The organism is Oceanisphaera psychrotolerans, from assembly GCF_001870485.1.
Lineage (GTDB): Bacteria > Pseudomonadota > Gammaproteobacteria > Enterobacterales > Aeromonadaceae > Oceanimonas > Oceanimonas psychrotolerans.
Genome location: NZ_MDKE01000008.1, coordinates 1 through 24169, shown reverse-complemented (window position 1 = coordinate 24169; position 24169 = coordinate 1). Strand labels below are relative to the sequence as shown.

Here is a 24169-nt window from a genome sequence, read left to right as displayed (position 1 = left end):
ACAGGCCCGGTATCATCACGATACCGGGCCTGTTTGTTTGTGGCTGTGCTGTTGGGCGGGGTTATTCGGTGTCGGCCAGGCGCTGGCTCCATTGTACCGCCTGTTCGTAACACTGGCTGCTGACATCACCGCTCAGTTTGATAAAGTCCAGGCGCTGCTGCAGCCTGGTCCAGTTGGCCTGTTCATGATCGAGCATCAGGCTCATCAGAAAGCCCAGCTGTCCCTTGCGTTCAAGCAAGGCCTGGCGTACCGGCTCGGTGAGCGGAATATGCTCCAGCACTTCGTCCATCGGCAGCTCGAGCAGTACATCCAGCAATGAGAACAAGCCGCACATGAAAGCGTCTTCCTGCAGGGAAGGGCACACCTTTTCGGCCAGAAGCTCACACCATTTGGCGCGGATCATGGACAATCGCTGCAGCTCGATCCCCTTGTTTTTGCTGACATAGGCGGTCATGACCAGGGCGGTAAAGCGCTTGAGTTGTTGATGACCCAGATAGACGAGGGCGCCGCGCAGGTTATCAATTTTCTGTTGCCGGGTGCCGGCATGCAGGCTGTTGACATAACGTAGCAGGTTATAAGACAGGGAGAGGTCACGGTTGAATAACCTGGCCAGTTGATCAAAATCGAGTTCGCGCTCGTTGACTGCAGACAATAGCTCGAAGGCCGTGATTTCATTGGTGGTCAGAATACGGCGGCTGATGACCTGAGGTTGCTGAAAATAATAACCCTGAAACAGATCAAAGCCGGCAGCCTGGGCGGCAGAAAACTCGTCCAGAGTTTCTACCTTTTCGGCAATAAAGCGCAGTTGTGGATAGCGACGGCAGCGTTCGATTAGGCGGGCACAGTCTTCCAGTGATGTCTGGCGCAAATCCAGCTTGATGATATCCACTACCGGCAGGAACGCGTCCCACGCAGGGTCGGGAATATGATCGTCGAGGGCGATTTTAAGCCCCTGCTTTTTCAGCTTTTTTACGCATTCCAGCAAGCCCTGGTCGGGAATGGCATCTTCCAACACTTCAATGACCAGTTGTGACTGATGAAGGCCGTCAGCCATGCCTTCACGCAGCAGGGTGTCGGGAAAATTGACAAAGCACAGAGATTCACCGACGAGCTCTTCGATTTTCTGAGTCAGGAACTGTTCGGCCATCAGACGCCGAGTAGCCAGCTCCGCTTCGATATCGGGAAAGCGATTATCGAGGCCGAGACGGAACAACAATTCATATCCCTGCGGGTTACCCTGATTATCCAGGATTGCCTGTCTGGCGACAAAACAGTGCATTGTTAAGACCCAGCTATGTTAATGATAAGCAACCAAATATACAGGATGTGTCTGGTATTAACAAAGTCGTCTCCATAAAATAAAGCGCCTTAAACGGGCGCTTGACGATTTGCTGTACCGGCCGGTTTTTCAGAAGAGATAGTTCAGCTGCAAACCGAACAAATAGGCGTCGCCGCCGGAGGTCATGTCATAGTCACTTGGACTGAATGCACTTTCTTCCTGCTCAACGGCGACCTTGCTGCCTTTCAGGAAGGCAAAGGCGGCATCGACACTCAGATTCCGGCTGTAGGCATAGGTGGCGCCCAGGGTATACCAGGTGCGGTCCACGTCCGGGATCGAGATGGAACGGAAGGCTTCCGGCACCGGCGACTTGTCGTAGGCCAGACCGCCGCGCAGCGTCCATTGCTCGTTCAGCTGGTGAGTGGCACCAACGCTGATCCGCCAGCTGTTGTCGAAGTTTTCGTTTTTCTGTAACTGTTCATTGCCTTGTGGGCCCAGTGCTTTCAGCTCTTTAAAGCTGCTCCACTCGGTCCACATGATGCCGTAGTGAATGGCCCAGTCGGGTTGCACCCGATGGAAGCCGGACACTTCGGCGATGGCCGGCAGGGTCAGGTCCAGTTTTCCTGGTTCGGCCATGCCTGGTGTTGTTGCTTTCAGGCCCGAGTATTGCCCTTCCAGTGTCAGGTCTATTTCTGAGCGATAGGTCAGCGCCCAGCGGTTGTGGTCATCGGCTGCCAGCAGCAGGCCGACATTCCAGCCATAACCCCAGTCGTCACCGGCAAGGTTGGCGATTTCGGTAGATCGCCCACCTGGTAACCCAGCCCCTTTTTGACCTGCATAGCGAATAAATTCCGCATCGGCATACACGGCATTGAAACCGGCACCCAGCGATACATGCTCACTGGCCTTGAAGGCGAGATTGGGGTTCAGGTTGATGGTTTCCAGCGACGTCTTGCCACCGATTTCACCGGCAGAGAACTCGGGAGAGTAAGAGGTGGCCAGGCCATAGTTGGTAAAGGCGCCGAAGCCGGCTACCCATTGCTCGTTAACGGGGTGCACATAATAGACGAAGGGCACCACCGCGGCGTCGGCAATGTCGTGGGCCTGTTCGCCGGTTTCGTTATCGGTTACATCGACATCCGGATTGATGTAAATGGAGCCGGTAGACAGGGCGGGGCGATCGAACAGTGTCATGGCGGCGGGGTTGCGGCCCAGCACCGAGGCGTTGTCGCCGATGGCGCCTTCACCGGCGTAGGCTCGGCCCAGGCCGGTGGTGTTCTGCTCCGCCAGCTGAAAGGCGGCGGCATGGACCTGACCAGCCACTACTGTAATAGAAGCGGCGAGCATGGACAGGTTAAATGTCTTTTTGCTCATTGAAGATGATCTCGTCATGGTGATGTGAATCGGGGCCGTTAAGTTGGTGCCACTGGCAAGAGGTGCGCACCGCTGTCAGTCGGGACCATAGTGAAATGTAACGGGGAAGTAAAACGAACGTTTAAAAAAAAGGAGCCTTGTGGCCCCTTTTGTGAGTGCAATCAAAGATTAAAGCTCGGACTCCATCCGTCTGAAACCCAACACCACGGTTTTGGCCGGAGGCGGGCCCATGCGGCTGACCAGAATGCAGGCCAGGCCACAGATCAGGAAGCCGGGCACAATTTCGTACAGATCAAACAGGCTGCCGCTTAGTTGCTTCCAGCCGATCACGGTCAGGGCACCCAGCACGATACCGGCCAGGGCACCATTGCGGGTTAACTTGGGCCAGTACACCGAGAGAATAATGACCGGGCCAAAGGCGGCACCAAAACCGGCCCAGGCATAGCTGACCAGGCCGAGCACCGTGGTTTGCGGATCCAGTGCAATCAGCATGGAGCAGACTGCCACGCCCAATACCGCAAAACGACCTACCCATACCAGCTCGTTGTCGCTGGCGGCCGGGCGTAACCAGCGCTTGTAAAAGTCTTCGGTAATGGCGGAAGAGCACACCAGCAACTGGGAATCGATGGTGCTCATGATGGCCGACATGATGGCGGCAATCAGCAAACCGGCCACCCAGGGGTTGAATACCGCGTTGGCCAGGGCCAGGAACACGGTTTCCGGGTTGTCCAGAGGCGCATCTGCAAAATAGACGGCACCGGCCAGCCCCACGCCCAGGGAGCCAATCAGCGACAGAACCATCCAGCTCATGGCGATACGGCGGGACAGGGGCACCGAGTCCGGCGAGTCGATGGCCATGAAGCGCGCCAGAATATGGGGCTGACCAAAATAGCCCAGTCCCCAGGCCAGCAGGCTGATGCCGCTCAGCAGGGAAAAGTCATGGAACAGATCCAGCTTGGTTGCATCCATGGCCTCCAGGGTAGCGAGGGTCTGATCCATGCCACCGAGCTCGTTTGTTACCGCCCAGGGCAGCGCAATCAGCGCCAGCAGCATCAGAATGCCCTGGAAGAAATCGGTCCAGGATACCGCCAGAAAGCCGCCCATGAAGGTATAGGCCACAATGACACTGCCGCCAATGACGAGCGCCGCCAGGTAAGGCAGACCAAACACCTGTTCGAACAGAATGGCGCCACCCACCAGCCCGGAGGCGGTATAGAAAATAAAGAACACCAGTATGGTGACGGCAGAAATGACCCGGATCAGGCCGCTGTGATCGGCTAACCGGTTTTCCAGAAAATCGGGCAGGGTGAGGGAGTCGTTGGCTTGTTCGGTATAGACCCGCAGTCGCTTGGCCACAAACAGCCAGTTCAGCCAGGCACCCAGCACCAGACCGATACCAATCCAGGCCTGATTGATACCGTAAAGAAAAACGGCGCCGGGCAGCCCGAGCAGCAGCCAGCCGCTCATGTCAGATGCACCGACACTCAAGGCCGCCACGCCAGGACCCAGGCGGCGGCCGCCCAGAATGTAATCGCTCAATGAGCTGGTGGCTTTGTAGGCCACCAGACCGATAAGCATGGTCAGCAGCAGGTAGCCGACAAAGGTAATCAGAATAGGGAGTTCTATGGTCATAAGCGGGATTCCTGTTGTTCCGAACAGCGTTTTCGCTTCCATGTGAGCGATACACGAATGTTACATTATAAAGCCAAATAACTCCCGATTCCTGTAACGTTATGACTCATCAGAATAAAAAACAGGCAACTAAAAAAAGGGAGCAGGGTCATGTCTACCATGAGCCTGCTCCCTTTTCAGGGCGTAGGTGACAAGCCGGGAACCGGCGGGGTAGGGGTTGTCACCCTTGTATATTGCCGTTGTCAGAGCCGGTTATATCGCTCTTTCCAGTGAGGTCCTGACCTTGCTGGCCATCTTGCCGACATCTTCTTCCAGCTCGCTGACCACCACCAGACGGTTGAGGCTCATGGGAATGACTTCACCGTGATAACGGGTATCGGAGAAGCTGTCCACCAGTTGCAGGGCACGATCGTCCGGCACGATGAACACGTGCACCCGGTCGTGTTCACCCTGGATCACCAGGTGTGCCGCCGGCCCCCCGGCAAACATGCAGTGGTTGGCAAAATACACCTTGCCCACCTCGGCCATGTTTTTAAGCCGGGCGCCATAGGGTTTTAACTTGGCATTGATGGTGGCGAGACTGACGTCTTCATCCACATGATGCGTAAAGGACATTTCGGCCCGCACATGGTGCATGGCGACCTGCGCGACCGATGGCATCGGCGTGGCGGGGGCGGACGATAGCGGCAGGAAACGGGTAGAGAAGCCCAATACAAAGGTAAGGGAAGCGGCCACCGCCAGGTGGCGCCAGCCGAAGTTGTCTCTGTTATCCGGCTGGCGCAGCAGGTGCGACAACATCAGCTTGTCGGGCAAGGCGGCGGGCACCGGTTCGTGCAGGGCACGTTCCAGCTTGTGGTTGAAGCCTTTTATTTCTTCCATAAATTGCCGGTTACCGGCGTTAGTGGTTGAGGCATTAATAAAGTCAGGACTCTTGTCGTTGGGATCGGCATAAGCCCGACGTCTGAACTCCAGGTCATCCATTGCTTCGGCCTCGCGAGGATTTGTCTTTGTCCATGACCTCTTTCAGCTTGTTGCGGGCACGAAAGAGGCGGGTCATTACGGTATTCTTGTTCAAACTCAGTATCTCGGCTATTTCTTCACCACTGAAACCACCCAGTACCTGCAGTAACAGTGGCTCTCGGTATTCTTCGGCCAGCTCGGCAATGTGCCGGCGCAGCCATTCGTTTTCCATGTCCTGCTCCGGACCCGGACTTTGCTTGTCGGGTACCGGTACCGAGTCCAGATCCACCAGATCGAACCGTTTGCGTTCGAAGCGGCGGGCGTTCTCGCGTCTTAAAATGGTGATAAGCCAGGCTTTGGCGGCTTTTTCATCCTTCAGGCTGTCCAGTGCCTTCCAGGCACGCAAAAATGTCTCTTGCACCAGATCTTCGGCGACCTGCCGGTCGTGACACAGCCAGAAGGCATAGCGAAACAAGTCACCATGCAAGGCATACACCAGCGCTTCGTAGCGTTTTTGTTTTATCACCATGCTGTTAGAGACCGCAGTCGGCTTGGTCTTCTTTCGCCCGAATAAGGAAATCATTGTTCACCGTTCGAATAGGGTGGCTCAATTCAGTCTACTCACTCTTAAAAGCCTGTGCGAGTACTGATTGGGGCCGGCAACCGCGGGAATGGCGGGCCATTATTAAGGCGACGGTTTCAAGCTGATTGTTTTAAACCGGTTAAGGCATTGCTAAGATGCATTTGAGGTCAGACCTCTTGCCCACTCACGTTCTGATGGCCTGCAACAAGGAGCAGAGATGTCGTCGACGAATCCGCTAACCACTCGCCACGGCGATCGCATCGCCATCGTTTCCGGGCTGAGAACCCCCTTTGCCCGTCAGTCCACCGCCTTTCGCGGTATGCCGGCGCTGGAGCTGGGCACCATGGTGGTGAACGAACTGCTGGCCCGCACGCCCATGGCGGCATCCGAGGTGCAGCGGCTGGTATTCGGCCAGGTGGTGCAGATGCCCAAAGCTCCCAATATTGCCAGAGAGATCGTGCTCGGCACCGAACTGCCGGTGAGCACCGACGCCTACAGTGTTACCCGGGCCTGCGCCACCAGTTTTCAGGCCGTATCCAGCCTGGCCGAGTCGATGCTGGCGGGGCAGGTACAGGTGGGGATCGCCGGCGGCGCCGACTCTTCCTCGGTATTGCCCATCGGTGTTTCTGACCGACTGGCCGAGGCGTTGCTGGATCTGAGCAAGGCCAGGTCGCTCGGCGCCAGACTGGCCATACTGCGGCGGCTCAGACTCAGGGATCTGGTGCCGGAGCCGCCGGCGGTGGCGGAATACTCCACCGGCTTGTCGATGGGGCAGACCGCCGAGCAGATGGCCAAGAGTCACGGCATCGACCGCCAGGCTCAGGATGAACTGGCTCACCGTTCTCATCAGCTGGCGACCCGGGCCTGGCAGCAGGGCTGGCTGACGGACGAGGTAATGGCCGCCTATGTGCCGCCGTTCAAGGCGGCCTTCGAGCAGGACAACAACATTCGCACCGCCTCGAAGCTCGAGGATTACGGCAAGCTCAGACCCGCCTTCGATCGTCGCCACGGCACCGTGACGGCCGCCAACAGCACGCCGCTGACCGACGGTGCCGCCGCCGTGCTGATGATGACCGAAAGCCGGGCGCAAGCGCTGGGCCTGACGCCACTCGGCTACCTGCGCAGCTACGCCTATTCGGCCATCGGGGTACGGCACGACATGCTGCTGGGTCCGGCCTATGCCACGCCGCTGGCACTGGATCGCGCCGGCTGCACCCTGGCGGACATGGATCTCGTCGATATGCACGAGGCCTTTGCCGCCCAGACCCTGGCCAACCTCAAGATGTTTGCAAGCACCACCTTTGCCGAACGCGAGCTGAACCGTGGCCGGGCCATCGGCGAGATAGACATGAGCAAGTTCAACGTACTGGGCGGCTCTCTGGCCTATGGTCACCCTTTTGCCGCCACCGGTGCGCGCATGATCACCCAAACCCTGAGAGAGCTTAACCGCCGCGGCGGCGGTCTGGCTCTGACCACCGCCTGCGCCGCCGGCGGCCTGGGCGTGGCCATGGTACTGGAGGCTGCATCATGAGCGACGTTATCACCGAGACAAGGACCGACCCCATGACGGCATCGACCTTTACCCTGCGTAATGAAGACGGCATCGGCATCATTACCATGGATGTGCCGGGCGAGCGTATGAACACCCTGCGTGCCAGCTTCGTTGACGAGATACAGGCGCTGCTGGCCGAGGTAACCGCCGACAGCAGCATCCGCGGACTGGTGTTGTGCTCGGGCAAGCCCGACTCCTTTATTGCCGGGGCCGACGTACGCATGCTGGACGAATGCACCAGTGCCGGGCAGGCCGAGGCGCTGGCCCGGGCCGGGCAGGAAATATTCCACCGGCTGGAAGCGCTCGAGATACCGTTGATCGCCGCCATTCACGGGCCCTGCCTGGGCGGCGGGCTGGAGTTGGCGCTGGCCTGTCATGGTCGGGTATGCAGCGACGACGACCAGACCCGCCTGGGGCTGCCTGAAGTACAGTTGGGGTTGTTGCCGGGCTCCGGCGGTACCCAGCGTCTGCCCCGGTTGGTTGGCCCGATCCGGGCGCTGGACATGATGCTGACCGGCAAGCCGCTGCGGCCCGCACAGGCGCTGAAAGCCGGGCTGGTGGATGACATGGTGCCCCGCAGCATCCTGCTGCAAACGGCTGTCGAGCTGGTGCGTCAGGGTAAACCGATACGCTCCCGCAAAAAGGATCTGAAAACCCTGGCGCTGGAGGCCAACCCCCTTGGCCGCAAGCTGGTGTTCTACAAGGCGCTCAGTACCCTGCGCCATAAAACCCGCGGCAAGTACCCGGCACCGGAGCGTTTGCTGGAGGTGGTGCGTACCGGTTATGAGCAGGGTATGGAGAAGGGCCTGGACGCCGAAGCGCAGGCTTTCGGCGAGCTGGTGATGAGCCCCGAGTCGGCGGCGTTGCGTCAGTTGTTTTTCGCCACCACCGAGATGAAGAAGGAAACCCGCTGGCAGGGCGAAGAGCCGAATGCGCTGGCCCGCATCGGCGTGCTGGGTGGCGGCCTGATGGGTGGCGGCATCGCCTTCGTTACCTCTACCAGAGCCGGGTTGCCGGTGCGTATCAAGGACATTTCCCACAAGGGTATCAATCAGGCCATGGCCAGTGCCCACGGTCTGCTGGCGCCGAAGCTACACAAGAAGCAGTTACGGGCCAGCGAGATGCAACAGCAACTGGCGCGGATCACCAGCACCCTGGATTACCGCGGCTTCGAGCGGGTCGATTTGGTGGTGGAGGCGGTGTTTGAAGATCTGGAGGTCAAGCGGCAGATGGTGGCCGAGGTGGAGGCAAACTGCCCGGCCCACACCCTCTTTGCCACCAATACCTCGTCGCTGCCGATTCACCAGATAGCCGACGGCGCGGCCCGGCCCGAACAGTTGGTGGGGCTGCATTACTTCAGCCCGGTCAACAAGATGCCGCTGGTGGAAATCATCCCTCATGCGGTCACCAGCCCGGCCACCGTGGCCACGGCGCTGAAACTGGCCCGGGCCCAGGGCAAGACCCCGATAGTGGTGCAGGATAAGGCCGGCTTTTACGTAAACCGCATACTGGCGCCCTATCTCAACGAGGCGGCGCGGCTGCTACTGGAGGGCGAGCCCATCGAAGCCATCGACCAGGCGCTGGTGGATTACGGTTTTCCGGTGGGGCCCCTGACCCTGCTGGACGAAGTGGGCATCGACGTGGCCGCCAAGATCTCGCCCGTTCTGGTGCGGGAGTTGGGTGAACGCTTCACCGCCCCCGAGGTGTTCGACAAGTTGTTGAATGATAACCGCCACGGCAAGAAGAACGGCCGGGGCTTTTATCGCCACGACAAGAAAGGCAAGAAGGGTAAACACAAGCCGGTGGACGACAGCCTGTATCCACTCTTGGGTATCAAGCCTCAACACCGGTTGCCGGCTCAGGAGCTGGCAGAACGCTGCGTGCTGATGATGCTGAACGAGGCGGCACGGACCCTGGACGAGGGCGTGATTGCCTCGGCCCGGGATGGCGACATCGGTGCCGTGTTCGGCATCGGCTTCCCGCCCTTCAGCGGCGGCCCCTTCTTTTTCATGCACCAGCAGGGCATCGGCTCCGTGGTGGATAAAATGAACGAATGCGCCCGCAAATACGGCGAACGCTTCGGGCCTTGCGAGCCGTTGCGCCGGATGGCGGAAAGCAGGGAAAGCTATTACTGAAAACCAGCTGTAGGAGCCGCTTCAGCCGGCGCGAATTTTCAGACGGTGCGATGCCAGCTGAATCGGCACCGTCTGCTCCGGCAGCTAAAGCGCCGGCTACAAAAACACGGCGCCTATGTTTGGCCATGCTGTAGGCGCCGCTTCAGCCGGCGCAAACCGTCAGACAACGCCAGCCCCACAGACATAACACCAATCCTGCCACCAAGGTGTTTGTCTTTCACCTAAAGCTGATTACTTACGGCTTTGTTTTCCATTTTGCCCTTGAAATCCCGCCGGCCAGCCCCATCTTTCTGTACAGAAGTCAAACCCAAGCAAGGAACATGAAGATGTCAGAAGCTGTGCATACCGAAACTCATGGTTTTCAAACCGAAGTCAAACAACTGCTCAACCTGATGGCCCACAGCCTCTATTCCAACAAAGAGGTGTTTCTGCGCGAGCTGGTGTCCAACGCCGCCGATGCCGCCGACAAGCTGCGCTTCAAGGCACTGTCGGACAGTGCCCTCTATGAAGCGGACGGCAACCTGCGGGTGCGACTGGTGCTGGACAAAGACAACAAGACCCTGACCATTTCCGACAACGGCATCGGCATGAGCCGGGACGAAGTCATCGAGCACCTGGGCACCATCGCCAAATCCGGCACCAAGGCCTTTTTCGGCCAGCTGTCCGGTGATCAGGCCAAAGACTCCCAGCTGATCGGCCAGTTCGGCGTGGGTTTCTACTCCGCCTTTATCGTGGCCGACAAGGTCACCGTGCTCAGCCGCGCCGCCGGTCAGGCCACCGACCGGGGTGTGCGCTGGGAGTCCGATGGTGACGGCAGCTTCACCGTGGCCGATATCGACAAGCCGGGCCGCGGCACCGATGTGATACTGCACCTGCGTGAAGCCGAGCTGGAGTTCCTCGACGACTGGCGCCTGCGCAGCATCATCGGCAAGTATTCCGATCACATCAGCATCGCCGTGGAAATGTGGAAAGACGGCGAGCCCGAGCAAACCGACGAAGACGGCACCGTTACCTCTCCCGCCACCGAAGGCGAGTGGGAGCAGGTAAACAAGGCCACCGCCCTGTGGACCCGCTCCAAGGGTGAAGTGAGCGACGAAGAATACCAGGAATTCTACAAGCACATCTCCCACGATTATCAGGACGCCCTGGCCTGGAGCCACAACAAGGTGGAAGGCAATCAGGAATACACCAGCCTGCTGTATGTGCCCGCCAAGGCGCCGTTCGACATGTACAACCGGGATCAGAGCCACGGCCTCAAGCTGTATGTGCAGCGGGTGTTCATCATGGATGACGCCGAGCAGTTTATGCCCACCTATCTGCGCTTCGTGAAAGGGGTGCTCGACTCCAACGATCTGCCGCTGAACGTGTCGCGTGAAATTCTGCAGGACAACAAGATCACCGCCCAGCTGCGCAAGGCCTGCAGCAAGCGGGTGCTGTCCATGCTGGAGCAGATGGCGAAGAACGACGCCGACAAGTATCAGGGTTTCTGGAAAGAATTCGGCAACGTGCTGAAAGAAGGCCCGGCCGAAGACTACGCCAACCGCGAGCAAATTGCCGGTCTGCTGCGTTTCGCCAGCACTCATAACGACTCCGACGCCCAGACAGTGTCGCTGGAAGACTACATCGGCCGCATGAAGGAAGGTCAGGACAAGATCTACTACATCACCGCCGACAGCTATGCCGCCGCCAGCCACAGCCCGCACCTGGAAATCTTCAAGAAGAAGGGCATCGAAGTGCTGCTGATGTGGGAGCGGGTAGACGAGTGGCTGATGAACCACCTGAGCGACTTCAAGGACAAGCAGTTCGTGTCCGTGACCAAGGGTGAGCTGGATCTGGGCGAGCTGGACGACGAAGAAACCAAGAAGGCTCAGGAAGAAGCGAAAGAAGCCCTGGCGCCGCTGCTGGAGCGAGTACAGACCGCCCTGGGCGACGAGGTTAAGGAAGTGCGCCTGACCCATCGTTTGACCAGCACCCCGTCTTGCGTGGTGGCCGGTGAGTACGACATGAGCACCCAGATGATCAAGCTGATGCGCGCCGCCGGCCAGCCGGTGCCGGAGCAGAAGTACATTCTGGAGCTGAACCCCGAGCACACCCTGGTGAAGAAACTGGAAACCCTTGAAGAAGGTGACCAGTTCAACGAATGGTCCCAGCTGCTGCTGGAGCAGGCCCAGCTGGCCGAGCAGGGTGGCCTGAAAGACCCCGCCGCCTTCGTGGCCCGGGTCAACCGCCTGCTACTGGGCTGATAGTCCTTTAGCAAATAAACACAAAACCCGGCCTCGCGCCGGGTTTTTGCTATCAGGAACTCTACATGCGCAGGAATGACGGGAGCGGCTCCCCGCAGGGGTTACCCGCTCAACGCTTCCCATAAAAACCGGGCCTTGCGCAACCGGCGGTGGGTCCAGCGCAACAAGGGGTTGTCCGGCTCTTTGAACTGCTCCCGTTCCCGGGCCAGCCGCCAGGCCATGCGCAGCGGGGTGCTGTACAGGCCGGTGGGATAATCCACGTAGGTGGGGTACCAGGCGTAGGTGGCATACACCAGGGCAGCCAGGGGCAGGCCTCGGCCTCGGCGTTCCACCGGGTGTATATCTTCGGTCAGCCCCCAGCCGGCATAAAAGGGCTGGCCCCAGACCGTCACCGGTTTGCCGCGGATCAGTGCCTCCAGCCCGGTGAGTGAGGTGAGGGTATGCACCGCATCGCACTCGTCCAGGCAAGCCACAATGCCGGCCTCGGTTTCCAGCGCATCCACGCACCGTTCAAGCACGGCATCCGGCATCTGGCCCTGGCGATTGCCACTCACCACATCCGGATGCGGTTTGAACACGATAAAGGCCTCGGGATGATCCGCCCGCACCGCCTGCAACAGGGCGGCGTTGCCTTTGGCATAGGGGCTGCCCAGCTGAATGGAAGCATCGTCATCCACCTGGCCGGGCACCAGTATCACCGGGCGCCCCGCCGCCTGCTGCCGCCACCGTAGTTTGGTGTGATGGCCCACATTGTATTTGCTAAGCGCCTGCTCGCTGAAATGGGCCACCAGCTGTTCACCCAGCTGTAGTTCGAGGGCAGAAAAGTCATGCCCGGCAAGATACTGCTCAATGGCACTGGGCGTGCGCGGGTCGTAATACATACCCAGATTATCCACCACCAGCGAGCCGGGCCGACGCAGATCCGACCCCAACCCCACCGAGCGTAAAAAGCCGTCTTCCATCCGCCACACCGGTAAAGCGGCGTTGGCCTGTACTGCTTCAAAACGGCGACCCCAAACCAAGACGGCATCATTTACACTGGGTGCCTGCCTTCGCAGGCATGACGACGGTGATGGGACATGTCCGTCTTTGTCTTCGTTATTCCCTCGGTTCCCCCCGTCATTCCCACGCTTCTCCTCGACATTCCCGCGAAGGCGGGAATCCATAGAGCCTTCATCCCCTGCCGTTGTTTCAGGTTCAGCACCGTTTGCACTGGATGCCTGCAAAGGCAGGCTTGAAGACGCGGGTGCTACGGGAATACGATTTACAAACTTCACCTCTCGGGCATAGCGGCTTAAAAACCGGGGGGTAAAACGCCGCCGCCAGAGCGAAAAACCCACCGCATACAGGGTATCCACCATCGGTACCGGACTGCGCTGAGCCAGGATCAAATCCAGCAAATCTTCCAGCTCGCAGCGCTCGCCGGTAACAGGGTCCACATAACGGCAATAACGCAGATAGGCGGCTGCCAGCAGCTGCTGCACGGTGCGCGGTTCGCCTCGACGCGGAATAGCTATCCTGTCGTCGGTGACGCCCCAACCTGCATAAAAGGGCGCACCAAAACACACCACCGGCTTGCCGGCCAGCAAGGCCTCAAAGCCCAGCTGAGAGGTGACCGTATACACCTTGCTTACCGCCGCCATCAACGCAAAGGGGTTAACCGACTCCGCCAACAGCAGCACATCATCGCCGGCAGCTCCCGTTAAATAACCCTGCTTCTTGCCCAGCAGCACATCCGGATGGGTGCGCACAATAATTTGTGCCGCTGGGTTATCTGCTTTAGCGGCAGCCAGCATATCGGCAAAGCTCTGTTCGCTGGCCAGCCCCAGTTGCACCGCCGGATCCCCCCGGGTCTGGTCAATTACCAGTACCCGGGGGCGAGACGCATCCAGGCGATCAGCCACCGCCGGTGGCAGGCAATTATCCGCATAGTGGTTGTATTTGGTAATGCCTTCACGGCCAAGCAAGGCTTGCAACTGCTCTGTCCGCTGCTGCCACTGCGGGTTCCACCAGCTCATGTCATCCAGCATCTGCTCAAGCTGGCTTGGGCGAGTGGCGTCGTAATACACGCCCACTTCATCCACTATCAGCGACAGGCGAGATGCCCCAGAGGCCGGGTGACCGATATAACCTACAAAACCGTCTTCCAGCTGCCAGAAGGGCAGGGTACGGCGTTCTGCAAGCTCCCGGGCTTTTTGTGTGTTGGGCTTCATACCCCAGCCGATTACAGCAGCTAATGCAGGAGTTGCCTGCTTGCCAAGATAATGAGGGGATAAAAACGCATTCAGCACCCGACGCTGTCGCCAGATTCCGCGAGAAGTGGTAAGCAGCATAAAAAGTGCGGTATCCGATCTCGTTATTTATCAGTTGATGAATGCTGGTGAGAGAAAAACGCAAGCTTGTTGAGTAACAGCACCGTGTCACAGATATTAAGGAAGATAAAGCCGAATCCGTCGGTGACAATAATTTTGCGCATTGTATTTTCGTGCATATCAATAACGAAGCCTATAACCAGTCGGCATGTTCAATCTGCCCTGTAGCGTTTTCCAACATATTTCTCCTGCTTTGCTCATCGTTGGTTAGCTGTAAAATTCCTTCTATCCATGCCTGTTGCTCCATGGGCAGCAGCAGGCCGTTGTGCTGGTGGCGCACTACCTGACGGTAAACCGGATGGTCCGTATAAATACCCACGGCGCCAGCCTGAGTAATGTCAAAAAATTTGGTTTGAGCACGGGCGGCGTTGAAGCGGTTTTCCAACAACGGGGCAAGGCCTATGGTGTAACCCGGCCGGCTTATCAGCGTCTGATAAGCCGGCCATTTCATGGGGTGCAGCACATGTACCCGGGGCAAGGCGGAGAACCGGCTGTGTACTTTACCATTGCCAATCAGCTCAAAACACAGGTTGGCCTGTCGTTTGAGGACCTGCTCAACCACCGGATAGAGCCATTCAAACTCATCTCGATGAGAGGCTGAACCATGGTAGAACAGGGTGTTCATGGGCTTGGTTCCGGTATAGGGTGATTGGGGTGAACAGACCAGGGGGGACCAACTGGCGTATTTTTTAGCTAACCAGGGGGTCGACACCCATAATTCAGCTCCCATTTTTTTCAGCCATGCCTGGTGTCGCCAGGCAAGTCGGTATAGCTTCCAGCGGTAACATAGTGGCAGGCCGGCATGAGTGCTTAAATCAAACAGATCGTCATCCATAAAAAACACGAGCTGGCTCAGTCGAGTTTGGTTCTGTTCCACCCAATGCTGCCATTGCGGGGTGATATACCGAACAAATATCACTTTTTTCAACGATTCGTCTAATGACGGTGAAGCATCGAGCCTCAGAGTAATTATTTCATCTCCGTTGCTATTGAGCCCGGGACGCACAAAAAAATCGGTGGATGGGTTGGCTTCCTGTTCAATAATCAGAATACGGCTGCGTTGCTGCATTTTTACCAAGGCCAGCCTACTCGAGGGATCTTGCCCAGTTTGAAGTCGGGCTGCGAATAATTCAGATTGGGGTTATAGAAGGGATCCCGGTCAATAATGTGTCCCCAGCGGCTACGCATGTAATCCGACTCGCGTTTGGCTCTGGCTTGCTTTTCCGGAGAATCATCTTTGCCGCGGGAAACCGACTCATGGTGATACAGCTCTGCGTAAGGGGTATAAATCACCCGCTGCCCGGCTTCCCTTACCCGCAGGCAGTAATCGATATCGTTAAACGCCACGGTCAGGTTGGTTTCATCCAGACCGCCCAGTTGCTGGTACAGCTTTTTATGGGTCACAAAACAGGCGGCGGTAACCGCAGACAAATCCTGAGCCAGCACGGCCCTGTGCATATAACCGGGGTCGTTTGCCTCCAGAATGCCATGCAAATGTGTTGCACAGCCGCCTGAGCCCAGCACATCGCCGGCATGCTGCACTCGACCATCACTGAAATACAGCCGGGTACCCACCACGCCCACATTGGGTTGCAGTAGGCGGGAGACCATTTCTTCCAGCCAGTCGGGGCTGATCACTTCGGTGTCGTTGTTCAGCAGGCAAATCACGTCACCGCTGGCTTGTGCCACTGCAAAGTTGTTGATAGCGGAAAAGTTAAAGGGCTGGTCATAACGCAACACCTTTACCTGTTTGTGCCGCGACACCCGCTCAAAATAGGTGAGGGTAGCGGACTCAACGCTCTGATTATCGACAATCAGTAATTCATAATCCAGCCAGGTCGTTTTTCGCAGCAGGCTTTTTACACAGGTTTGCAAATAGTCCAGGGCATCCCGGGTAGGCACGACAATAGACACTTTGGGCAGCTTTTCCGGCAGTTGATAACGTATCCTGAGATGCGCCCCTTGCGGCTCTACCCTTGCCTCTATCTTACGTTTGCGCAAGTGCTGCTCCAGCACCGCTTGACTGGTGGTTACGCTGCATTGAGACCCGTAGTGACATAGCACGGCGGGAATGTGGCTTACCGCCTCCGGGCCGGCCAGTGCCGCTGCATCCAGCACCAGCTGATAAGCACACTCAAAACCGGTCTCTTGAACAACCTGACGAAACAAGCTGGCACGCAGCGCAAACGCAGAGCCCACATAGCCGGAAGTACGGGCCAGTTCTTCGGACCAGTCCGGTTTGAACTGAGGATCCACCCGCTTTCCATCCGTCAGATAATCATGATCCGGGTAAATCAGTGCGGTAGTGGCATGGCGTGCTGCCATAGCTATCCAGGCCAGGGCCCAGGGTGCCAGCCTGGTGCCCGCCTGCATCATGAATACCCATTGAGATTGATAAGAACCGGGCAAACCTGAGTGTGTGGCAAGGCTATCGTCACTGATGAATTCAGCCTGGACTTGCAGCTCTTCTGCCCACCAGGGCAAGGCGTTTGTAGTGATCAGTACCCAGGGGCGAAAGGAAATTTCCAGTTGGGCGTTAAGTGAATTCAGTGAGTCCAGAACAGGGGCTGCGGACTCAAGGCTTCGGGCATCGATAACCACATCGACCATCATGCTCTGTAACCCTAACCGTGTGATGGTTCGCTTCAGGCGCAGGCTGTCCGTCGGTGTGTGCTGCTCGGACTGGGCAATCCATTCGGGGTAAGAGGGGGAAGCTGTATAATAGCGACTTTTTCCGATCAGGGCATATGACGGATAAGGCCTTAACAGCATGCCACTCAAGGTCAGACCTAGAATACGGCGTTGTGATGTCGAGGCTTGGGTATAAGTGTTGTACAGCCGCCGCCACATCAAATAATGGCGGGTGAAAGGGGTGACGGGGGTAAACCTCACGGCGCCTATATTTGGAGTCTGAGCGATAGATTTTACCTCGAGCCAGACGTTTTTAATCCCGGGTGGCACATGTATCAGCTCATAGATGTTTCCCTTCAGTGTCACCGGCAGGGGGGTAAGCAGTGTTTTTCCGTGCTTGTTTTCCGTTACCAGCCGGGCTTCCAGAGTTGGCCCCTGGTATTCCAGAAGGCAGCTTACCAGCATCCAGCCAGAGCTGGCGCCGGGGGCAAGGTTAAGTTTGATCTGTTTTATTTTTTTTCTAGTAGTCCAGGCAAATAAATGAGTCATATGTTACCTGACAGCTGTCAATCATGATTGGCCCGTGTGGCGGTTTTCTGCCTGACCGAAGCGAAGATAGTGTAGCAACGGGTTGAACCCTTCGGCTTGCACATCCGGATTAAGTGCCAAATAGGCTGCACTGTTGAAGTGTGGGCTTGGGTTGCGCCCTTCAAAACCGCCAAACTTTAAATAATGAAGTGCAGGGTTCTTGCGGAATTTAACATTGGTGGCGATATCCGGATATTGGGCCAGATACCATTTCGGATCAAACAGGGGCGAGTTGTGCAAATCGGCTAATTTTCGCCGGAGGGCCTTTTTTGTAGTCCATTTTTGCAGTTGTCGTTTGAGTAGGGGTACGTTGGCATTATGAGTATGCTGGTCATCGGACGATGAGCTTCCGGGCTGTTGTTGACTATCTTGCTGGCGGCTTGCAAGGTAATGGCTTTCCAGTTCTTCCTGAACGGCAAACAGCTGTTCCAGCAACAGCTGGTTTTCCTGCCGTAGCTCATCCTGCCTTTGTTTTTCCTGCTCATATTCTTGCTGCAGGCTGTTCCATTGCTCTTGAAGTCGTGCATTCTGATTCTGAAGCTCTTGTTTTTCCTTGACATGAGCCTGTTGTTTTTTCTCCAGCTGCTGCGTCAATGTTTGCTGTTGTTGCTGGTAAGTTCGCTGCTTTTCATGCTCCTGCAGCCGTGAATCCAGCTCTTCCTGAACGGAAAATAACTGCTCCAGTAATAGCTGGTTTTCCTGCTGCTGCTCATCCAGTTTTTGTTTTCCCTGTTCACATTCTTGCTGCAGGGTATACAGTTGCTCCATTAAAGCGGGCAGTTGTTTTTGGGCGGAGACAGCATGTTGATAATGACTCACCAATTCACCCACATCTACCGGTAATGACGTTGGAGCAGGATGATGATAAGTCAGGGGCTGAGTCAGGGCGGTCAGCTGCTGGCTTAATGTTTGCAGTGCAGGTACATGGATTTGCAGGGCATACGCCAACAACTGATAGAAAGGCGCCGGTTTCACTTCAGAACTCACAGGCTCATTATCGTCAAGGGTCAGTGACGGCCAGCGGTTAGCGCAGGCGTTGACAAAAGCCTGTGGCGCAGCAAAAACGTCCGCCAAACTTGCCAGCAACACGCCGGTGCGGTGCTGTTTGTAAAAACGAACAAGCTGGCTGGTGTTTTGCTGCCAGGATACCAATGCCTGTTCAACAGGAACGCTCTGAGCAATGGCGTGTTCCAATGCCATATCCAGAGGGGCGTAAAGTACGATGGCGGCGGCAACGCTATGATTGGCGAGCAACACGGTTGCCTGGCTTAGCGTTTGTTCGTCCACAAGATCCAGCGTTGTTGAGGGGGTAATGCCTGCCTGCTGCAACAGGGACACAGTCTTGTCCCGGCAACAGAAGGGTGAGGTACCTATCAATATATTCATGCATGCTCCTGAGAACATTCAATGCTGGTAAGCAAAGGTGAGGTTTCGCTGCAATGTGTATCAGCCAGCCGATACACATCCAGATACTGCTTACCCATCCGGCGTGTGGTGGCGATCCTGCCTTCGTCTTGTTGCCAACGGTGTACGGCATCCACTTTCTGCTGCCACTCAATAGGCTTGCTTGCCACGGTAAGCAAGCGGATGAGTTCGGTTACATCGGCATTATGCAATAGCCAGCCGGCTTTGCTGGCAGTAATACGCTCACCCACGGCACCGGTATTCATGCCGACTACAGGTACTCCGCAGGACCAGAGTTCAGTGAGCGTATGACACCAGGTTTCGGGCCAGATGGCGAGAACTGCACCCAGGTGAGGCCGAATTTCAGCTATTTTCTGGTCAAACTCATCACGGCGATATTTGCATGGCAAACCACATGAGCAGGCATCCGCAATGTTGGGGCTATTTCACCCAGAAGGTGGATCTGCAGTGATTCCGGTAACATTCGTTCTGCCAGGGCCTGGATTAATCTGCCGCCTTTTGCCTCCGACAGGTTTCCCGGCACCACCAGGCGTAATGGTTCATGGGCCGTGGGGAGAGCGGCAAGCTGCTGCAATGTGGTGAAATCGCGCCCATGTGCAACGACCCTGAAAGGTTTACTCGCCAGTACCGGATAACGCTGCACTATCAGCTGACGGGCAAATGCGGTGGTGGTAATAAAGGCATCGCAATATGACAGAGCCTGTGCAAAAGCAGTCTGCCACTCATGGATTTGGCCGTGCTTGAGATGGTCAAAGCCGCTCTCTGGCCACAGCTCATGTTGACAGCGGCCCTGACCAACTGTGCAGGCAGCGGCACAAAACTGTTGTTTGTCATCCAGCAGTTTCACGCTAGGGCACAGGGTATAGAAATCGTGAAAAGAGAAGATGCTGGGTATACCCAGATGAGAAGCTACTTCAAGTAACCCCAGGCTGTGCCAGGCGATGTGACGTACATGGATACGCTCGATGGCCCACCGCATCAGCCAGTCTGCTACTACGGCATCATATTCATCGCTCTTGTGCGGTAACGGCCTGATTGGCTCAGCCAGCATATGGCTGTCCATTTCGGTATAAACACCATCGGCAAAATGCTCCAGTGTCATCTGCCGGCTATTGCAATGTAGTACCAGAGCTTCTATTTCGGGTGCCAACGCTCGCATCAGATCCTGATTGGTCTGGGGAGTGCCACCGGTTCGTGTTGAAATCACATAAAGCACCCGTGGCCGAACGCTGGCACCAGAGTCGGCACAATGCTTTAGCGCGGTACCCACCCTGCGCCGGGCCTGCTGCAGGCATGGTTCGGCAAAGGCCTGACGCACCTGCTCCGTGTAGTGTGGATAGCGCTGATCAACCATGGCACGCCCCGTCTGCAGCAAGGATTCCTTTTCTGAGCCAAAACTGGCCGAACGCTGATGCGAAATATAGGTGCTGTCGTCAATCAGGTGTTGCCACCCAAGAGCACCGGCACGCATACAGAAATCGTTTTCTTCCCCGTAACCGCGGGGAAAAGCTTGCGCATCAAAGCTGCCGATGGCATCAAGGCAAGCGCGCCGGATATACATGCAAAAACCGTTTCCGGTAGGCACCCGGGGGAGATAACGGCCAGAGGTTTGTGCAACTGCTCGTGCACACGTTTCCATAGCAACATTTTCCGGCCGTGTATTAGTGCCAGATTGCGGGGCTGAAAAGGCCCCGGCGTTATCGGAAAAGGGCGTGACGGTGGCCACCCTGGGGTGAGCGCTGGCCGCCCAGCGCAGCCGTTGTACCCATCCTGGTGTGACCAGAGTATCCGAATTCAGCAGGATAACATCAGCCTGCCCGGTCTGCTTTATCCCCTCGTTGACCGTCTGGGTGTAGCCTTTGTTTTGACCATGGGTTAACACCTCGAAACCCGGAACTGCTTCATATCGTTTGAGCAACGGAGCAATAGCGGTATCTGTGCTGGCATCGTTGATCACCAGCACCCGGCAACCTGGATGAGTATAAGCACTTACCGAGGCAAGGCAGGCCTCAACTGCTTTAGCCGCGTTGAATACCGGTATGATGATAACCGGCCAACCGACAGCTGATATCCGCTCCAGTCTTGCCCTGCATGGCTTGTCCTGGCTATGGGGTGAAACCAGGGGCCACCACCAGGGAGCGGTACTCCACCGTAATCTGATGGTGGCCCCCTGTGCCTTGCCGACCTGCAGATAATGCAGCAGCGGCGCCATGTTTGCTGATGCCGCAGCGGGTTGCTGCTCAAGGTAGTGGCCGGTGTCAAACTTCGGCCCGGGTTCCCGGCCTTCGTGCCAGCCATGCAGCAGGTAATGGTGCACGGGCTCCATGCCTGCCGTCGCCACATCGGGATTTTGTTGCAAATACCACTTGGCATCGAACAGGCCGCTGACATTAAGCTGTTGCTCTGCGGCACTCAGCCAGGCTCGGGAGGCCCTGGTGCTGCCAGACAGCAGGCTGATCACCCGCTGGTAGATGCGTTTAATCATTGCCAAACAGATCCCGGGTATACACCTTGTCGGCCACATCCTGCAGTTGGTTGGTCATGCGGTTGGCCAGGATTACATCTGCCGTTTGCTTGAACTCGTCCAGACTGGTGATCATTCGAGAGTGGAAGAATTCGGGCTCATGAAACTCGGGCTCATACACCACCACCTCGATGCCTTTTCCTTTAAGGCGTTTCATGATGCCTTGAATGGCGGAAGCGCGGAAGTTGTCTGACCCTGACTTCATGACCAGGCGATATATGCCCACTACCTGCGGATTGCGTTTAATCACCGATTCGGCAATAAAATCCTTTCGGGTATGGTTGGCATCCACTATCGCCTGGATCAGGTTACTGGGCACGTTTTTATAGTTGGCGAGCAGCTGCTTGGTATCTTTTGGCAGGCAGTAGCCACCATAGCCGAAGCTGGGGTTGCGGTAGTGACTGCCGATGCGCGGATCCAGCCCGACCCCTTCGATAATCTGGCGGCTGTCTAACTCATGAGTTTCTGCATAGGTGTCCAGCTCGTTGAAGTAGGCGACCCGCATGGCCAGGTAGGTATTGGAAAACAGTTTGATCGCCTCGGCTTCGGTACTGTTAGTAAACAGCACCGGCACGTCCTGTTTTACCGCGCCCTGCTGTAGTAATCTCGCAAACTGCTCGGCACGCTCACTGCGTTCACCCACGATAATACGGCTGGGGTAAAGATTGTCGTATAGCGCAGTGCCTTCACGGAGAAATTCGGGCGAGAAAATAATATTTTCCGTGCCAAATTTCTCTTTCGCCATAGCGGTATAGCCCACAGGTACCGTTGATTTAATCACCATGATCGCATTAGGGTTAATCGCCATTACCTGCTCTATGACCGACTCTACACTTTCAGTGTTGAAGTAATTGGTGATGGGATCATAGTCGGTGGGGGTGGCGATAATCACGAAGTCTGCATCACGATAGGCCTGCTCAGCATCCAGAGTTGTAGTGAAATTCAGCTCTTTATTAGTCAGGAAGTCACTGATTTCTTTGTCTTCTATTGGTGAAATGTTGTCGTTCAGTAATGCCACCTTCTCTGGTGCTATATCGACTGATACCACTTCGTTGTATTGTGCCAGCAGCATGGCGTTGGATAAGCCCACATAACCTGATCCTGCTATGGTTACTTTTGATTTTATCATATTAATGGCTCATAATTAATTTAAGGTCTTAACTCTTCAAGTAGAATTTCAGAGCGTAAATTTTAATTGTAGAGATCTACGTTAGCTACATAGGGGTGGTTGATGAGCGATTAAAACTAATTTTTAGTTTTTTTCATGATTTTATCAGAGTGTAATGAGCTGGTTTGATTGCGAGATATCAAGTGGAGTTTATTGTTGCTCGAAGTGATGTTGTTTTATTAAGCTTTTTTGATTTTTGTTGACGAAATCGCTGTTAAATTAACATCTTAATTATCTTGCGCTATGCTTAGGACTGATTCAATTATTTTTCTACGTTTTATCAAAAAAGCATCAGAGTCACGCCTACTATTTCCAGACTGTAACGCGCAAACATAAAATGGTTCAACGTTAGCAACCTTGTCTATCAAAAAATAGCTATTTCCTATGTTCTCTGTGCATATATTTATAACCTTTAGTTTAGGTTTTTTCTAAATAAAACAGAATGTAAGGCAGAGCCATTACATCCAGATATTATGTCGACGGAGTTTATTAGCTTGATTTGCTCTGCCGCAGAGAGTGATTCTGGATAAACAACAAGAAACCCTCGGCTCTTGAAAATATCCTCTAACGTTGATTCATTAATCACTGCTCTCCGTCTTTTTAGTTTGGATCTTGAAAAATAAACGCCGGTAACTTTATTAAACTTCATGGTTGGTTCGTTATAATGTGTATCAGCAATGTTACGTTCAAAAACCTCTTTATGGTTTTTGTTTATATAATTATCTAAAACAAATGAAGGTTTAGGTATGATGACTTCCTCTATAAGTGTTGGTTTATCTAAAAAAACAAATCGTCTAAGGTTTAAATTTAATAAGCTCAATATATCAATAATGTATTTAGGGAAGTCATCTGTTGAATTAAACTTTGAGCCAAAGTGGCCTGGCAAGTTAGGATGAAATATAAGTTGGTACTCATTGAAATCGTTCATCAACGCCAAATATATCATCCCTATTTGCTCGGTTATAAAATGCCCGTAATGGTTGTAGCCAAAAGATCCGAGGTAGATGTATTTGCCTGGTAAGTGGCTTTTTAATTTTTCAGGTTTAACTTTATCGGCAACAGGGAATGCTATCTTCTGATTAAATGAACTCTGGCGGCGTACTACATTTCTTTTTAGCAATGATTCGTCAACTACAACGCCGTCTTTATATAAAGCAGGAGTGTTGGGGTCAAAATAAACATTTTTAATTGATGTGATTTCATTGTTTTCGTTATGAACGGTAGATCCAATAAATCTATCCATTACTGACAATTGACAACTAAAGCCGTAAAACATATAAACACCCGTTAACATTGTTAATATAGGATCGTGTCATGTTTAGCTGGGAAACCTAAGTGTGCACCAATATTTGAATTTGCAGAGTACAGAATTGAACCTGGGTTGATGTTTTTTTTATAAGTTGTGTGGCAGTAACGATAGTTTGATAGTTTATTTTCCTTCGCTCTCAGACCTAAATAGCTGTTCCGAATAGTAGATCACTGAAGGAAGGGAACTCAGTCCAGTTTGTGCGATCTGATCAGTCGCCAAACAAAACAAAACGACACCCAAAGGACTGAGTTCATGCCGATCTTACCACCCCTACCTCGCCCAGAGCGACGCCGAATGCACAAGATTATTCAGACTACGCGCGACAAGCAGCATGCCCGTCGAGTCATGGCCATCCTACTGCGTTATGAAGGATGCACGCTCAAGAAGATTCATA

Annotated in this window: 16 protein-coding genes and 1 pseudogene; 4 read left to right on the top strand and 13 right to left on the bottom strand. The window is 55.2% G+C overall.

What is annotated here, in order from left to right:
* Positions 1–61: 61 nt before the first annotated feature.
* The 5 genes from BFR47_RS03335 to BFR47_RS03315 all read right to left on the bottom strand — a co-directional run bounded on the left by BFR47_RS03335 (position 62) and on the right by BFR47_RS03315 (position 5774).
* Positions 62–1279, bottom strand: a complete 1218-nt coding sequence (locus tag BFR47_RS03335) for an EAL and HDOD domain-containing protein (protein ID WP_071471761.1) — start codon at positions 1277–1279, stop codon at positions 62–64.
* 129 nt (positions 1280–1408) lie between these two features.
* A complete protein-coding gene (locus BFR47_RS03330; protein WP_071471760.1) occupies positions 1409–2653 on the bottom strand; it encodes an outer membrane protein transport protein in 1245 nt (414 codons plus the stop codon).
* A 168-nt stretch (positions 2654–2821) separates the two neighbouring features.
* Positions 2822–4285 carry a sodium/proline symporter PutP gene (gene putP / locus BFR47_RS03325; protein WP_071471759.1) on the bottom strand — a complete coding sequence of 488 codons (1464 nt, stop codon included), beginning with the start codon at positions 4283–4285 and terminating at the stop codon, positions 2822–2824.
* Between the two features lie 252 nt (positions 4286–4537).
* Positions 4538–5266: a DUF3379 domain-containing protein gene (locus tag BFR47_RS03320; protein WP_071471758.1), complete on the bottom strand. Its 729-nt coding sequence runs from the start codon at positions 5264–5266 to the stop codon at positions 4538–4540.
* Entirely contained in the window at positions 5259–5774 is a 516-nt protein-coding gene (locus tag BFR47_RS03315) for a sigma-70 family RNA polymerase sigma factor (RefSeq protein WP_071471757.1), read from the bottom strand. Before BFR47_RS03315 ends, BFR47_RS03320 begins: the two co-directional genes overlap by 8 nt.
* 271 nt (positions 5775–6045) lie before the next feature.
* On the opposite strand from BFR47_RS03315, the gene fadI reads away from it, so the two are divergent.
* The 3 genes from fadI (at position 6046) to htpG (ending at position 11758) form a co-directional block, all read left to right on the top strand.
* Complete coding sequence (gene fadI, locus BFR47_RS03310; RefSeq protein ID WP_071471756.1) at positions 6046–7359, top strand: acetyl-CoA C-acyltransferase FadI; 1314 nt, start codon at positions 6046–6048, stop codon at positions 7357–7359.
* Between the two features lie 32 nt (positions 7360–7391).
* A complete protein-coding gene (gene fadJ, locus BFR47_RS03305; protein WP_071471755.1) occupies positions 7392–9515 on the top strand; it encodes a fatty acid oxidation complex subunit alpha FadJ in 2124 nt (707 codons plus the stop codon).
* 326 nt (positions 9516–9841) lie between these two features.
* Positions 9842–11758: a molecular chaperone HtpG gene (gene htpG / locus BFR47_RS03300; protein WP_071471754.1), complete on the top strand. Its 1917-nt coding sequence runs from the start codon at positions 9842–9844 to the stop codon at positions 11756–11758.
* A 101-nt stretch (positions 11759–11859) separates the two neighbouring features.
* On the opposite strand, the gene BFR47_RS18470 is transcribed toward htpG, so the two are convergent.
* The 8 genes from BFR47_RS18470 to BFR47_RS17370 form a co-directional block, all read right to left on the bottom strand.
* Complete coding sequence (locus BFR47_RS18470) at positions 11860–14091, bottom strand: capsular polysaccharide biosynthesis protein (RefSeq protein ID WP_281245928.1); 2232 nt, start codon at positions 14089–14091, stop codon at positions 11860–11862.
* Between the two features lie 172 nt (positions 14092–14263).
* Positions 14264–15199 carry a glycosyltransferase family protein gene (locus BFR47_RS03285; RefSeq protein WP_071471753.1) on the bottom strand — a complete coding sequence of 312 codons (936 nt, stop codon included), beginning with the start codon at positions 15197–15199 and terminating at the stop codon, positions 14264–14266.
* Positions 15200–15201: 2 nt separating this feature from the next.
* Positions 15202–16743: a glycosyltransferase family 2 protein gene (locus BFR47_RS03280; RefSeq protein ID WP_175514052.1), complete on the bottom strand. Its 1542-nt coding sequence runs from the start codon at positions 16741–16743 to the stop codon at positions 15202–15204.
* A 588-nt stretch (positions 16744–17331) separates the two neighbouring features.
* The gene (locus tag BFR47_RS03275; RefSeq protein WP_071471752.1) at positions 17332–18735 is read right to left on the bottom strand and encodes a hypothetical protein; all 1404 of its coding nucleotides are present in this window, start codon (positions 18733–18735) and stop codon (positions 17332–17334) included.
* Entirely contained in the window at positions 18732–19019 is a 288-nt protein-coding gene (locus BFR47_RS03270; RefSeq protein ID WP_071471751.1) for a hypothetical protein, read from the bottom strand. Before BFR47_RS03270 ends, BFR47_RS03275 begins: the two co-directional genes overlap by 4 nt.
* Before the next feature lie 101 nt (positions 19020–19120).
* The gene (locus tag BFR47_RS03265; protein ID WP_071471750.1) at positions 19121–21259 is read right to left on the bottom strand and encodes a glycosyltransferase; all 2139 of its coding nucleotides are present in this window, start codon (positions 21257–21259) and stop codon (positions 19121–19123) included.
* A complete protein-coding gene (locus BFR47_RS03260; protein WP_071471749.1) occupies positions 21252–22427 on the bottom strand; it encodes a nucleotide sugar dehydrogenase in 1176 nt (391 codons plus the stop codon). The genes BFR47_RS03265 and BFR47_RS03260 overlap by 8 nt, the downstream gene beginning before the upstream one ends.
* A 451-nt stretch (positions 22428–22878) precedes the next feature.
* Positions 22879–23742: a glycosyltransferase family 61 protein gene (locus BFR47_RS17370; RefSeq protein ID WP_175514051.1), complete on the bottom strand. Its 864-nt coding sequence runs from the start codon at positions 23740–23742 to the stop codon at positions 22879–22881.
* Positions 23743–24027: 285 nt separating this feature from the next.
* Between BFR47_RS17370 and BFR47_RS17695 the strand changes: the two are divergent.
* Positions 24028–24169: pseudogene (locus BFR47_RS17695) on the top strand (IS630 family transposase); the annotation flags it as partial.

Coding starts and splice junctions, on each gene's coding strand:
- BFR47_RS03335 (WP_071471761.1), bottom strand. CDS start 1,279: ATGCACTGTTTTGTCGCCAGACAGGCAATCCTGGATAATCAGGGTAAC.
- BFR47_RS03330 (WP_071471760.1), bottom strand. CDS start 2,653: ATGAGCAAAAAGACATTTAACCTGTCCATGCTCGCCGCTTCTATTACA.
- putP (WP_071471759.1), bottom strand. CDS start 4,285: ATGACCATAGAACTCCCTATTCTGATTACCTTTGTCGGCTACCTGCTG.
- BFR47_RS03320 (WP_071471758.1), bottom strand. CDS start 5,266: ATGGATGACCTGGAGTTCAGACGTCGGGCTTATGCCGATCCCAACGAC.
- BFR47_RS03315 (WP_071471757.1), bottom strand. CDS start 5,774: ATGGTGATAAAACAAAAACGCTACGAAGCGCTGGTGTATGCCTTGCAT.
- fadI (WP_071471756.1), top strand. CDS start 6,046: ATGTCGTCGACGAATCCGCTAACCACTCGCCACGGCGATCGCATCGCC.
- fadJ (WP_071471755.1), top strand. CDS start 7,392: ATGACGGCATCGACCTTTACCCTGCGTAATGAAGACGGCATCGGCATC.
- htpG (WP_071471754.1), top strand. CDS start 9,842: ATGTCAGAAGCTGTGCATACCGAAACTCATGGTTTTCAAACCGAAGTC.
- BFR47_RS18470 (WP_281245928.1), bottom strand. CDS start 14,091: ATGCTGCTTACCACTTCTCGCGGAATCTGGCGACAGCGTCGGGTGCTG.
- BFR47_RS03285 (WP_071471753.1), bottom strand. CDS start 15,199: ATGCAGCAACGCAGCCGTATTCTGATTATTGAACAGGAAGCCAACCCA.
- BFR47_RS03280 (WP_175514052.1), bottom strand. CDS start 16,743: ATGATGGTCGATGTGGTTATCGATGCCCGAAGCCTTGAGTCCGCAGCC.
- BFR47_RS03275 (WP_071471752.1), bottom strand. CDS start 18,735: ATGAATATATTGATAGGTACCTCACCCTTCTGTTGCCGGGACAAGACT.
- BFR47_RS03270 (WP_071471751.1), bottom strand. CDS start 19,019: ATGAATACCGGTGCCGTGGGTGAGCGTATTACTGCCAGCAAAGCCGGC.
- BFR47_RS03265 (WP_071471750.1), bottom strand. CDS start 21,259: ATGATTAAACGCATCTACCAGCGGGTGATCAGCCTGCTGTCTGGCAGC.
- BFR47_RS03260 (WP_071471749.1), bottom strand. CDS start 22,427: ATGATAAAATCAAAAGTAACCATAGCAGGATCAGGTTATGTGGGCTTA.
- BFR47_RS17370 (WP_175514051.1), bottom strand. CDS start 23,742: ATGTTTTACGGCTTTAGTTGTCAATTGTCAGTAATGGATAGATTTATT.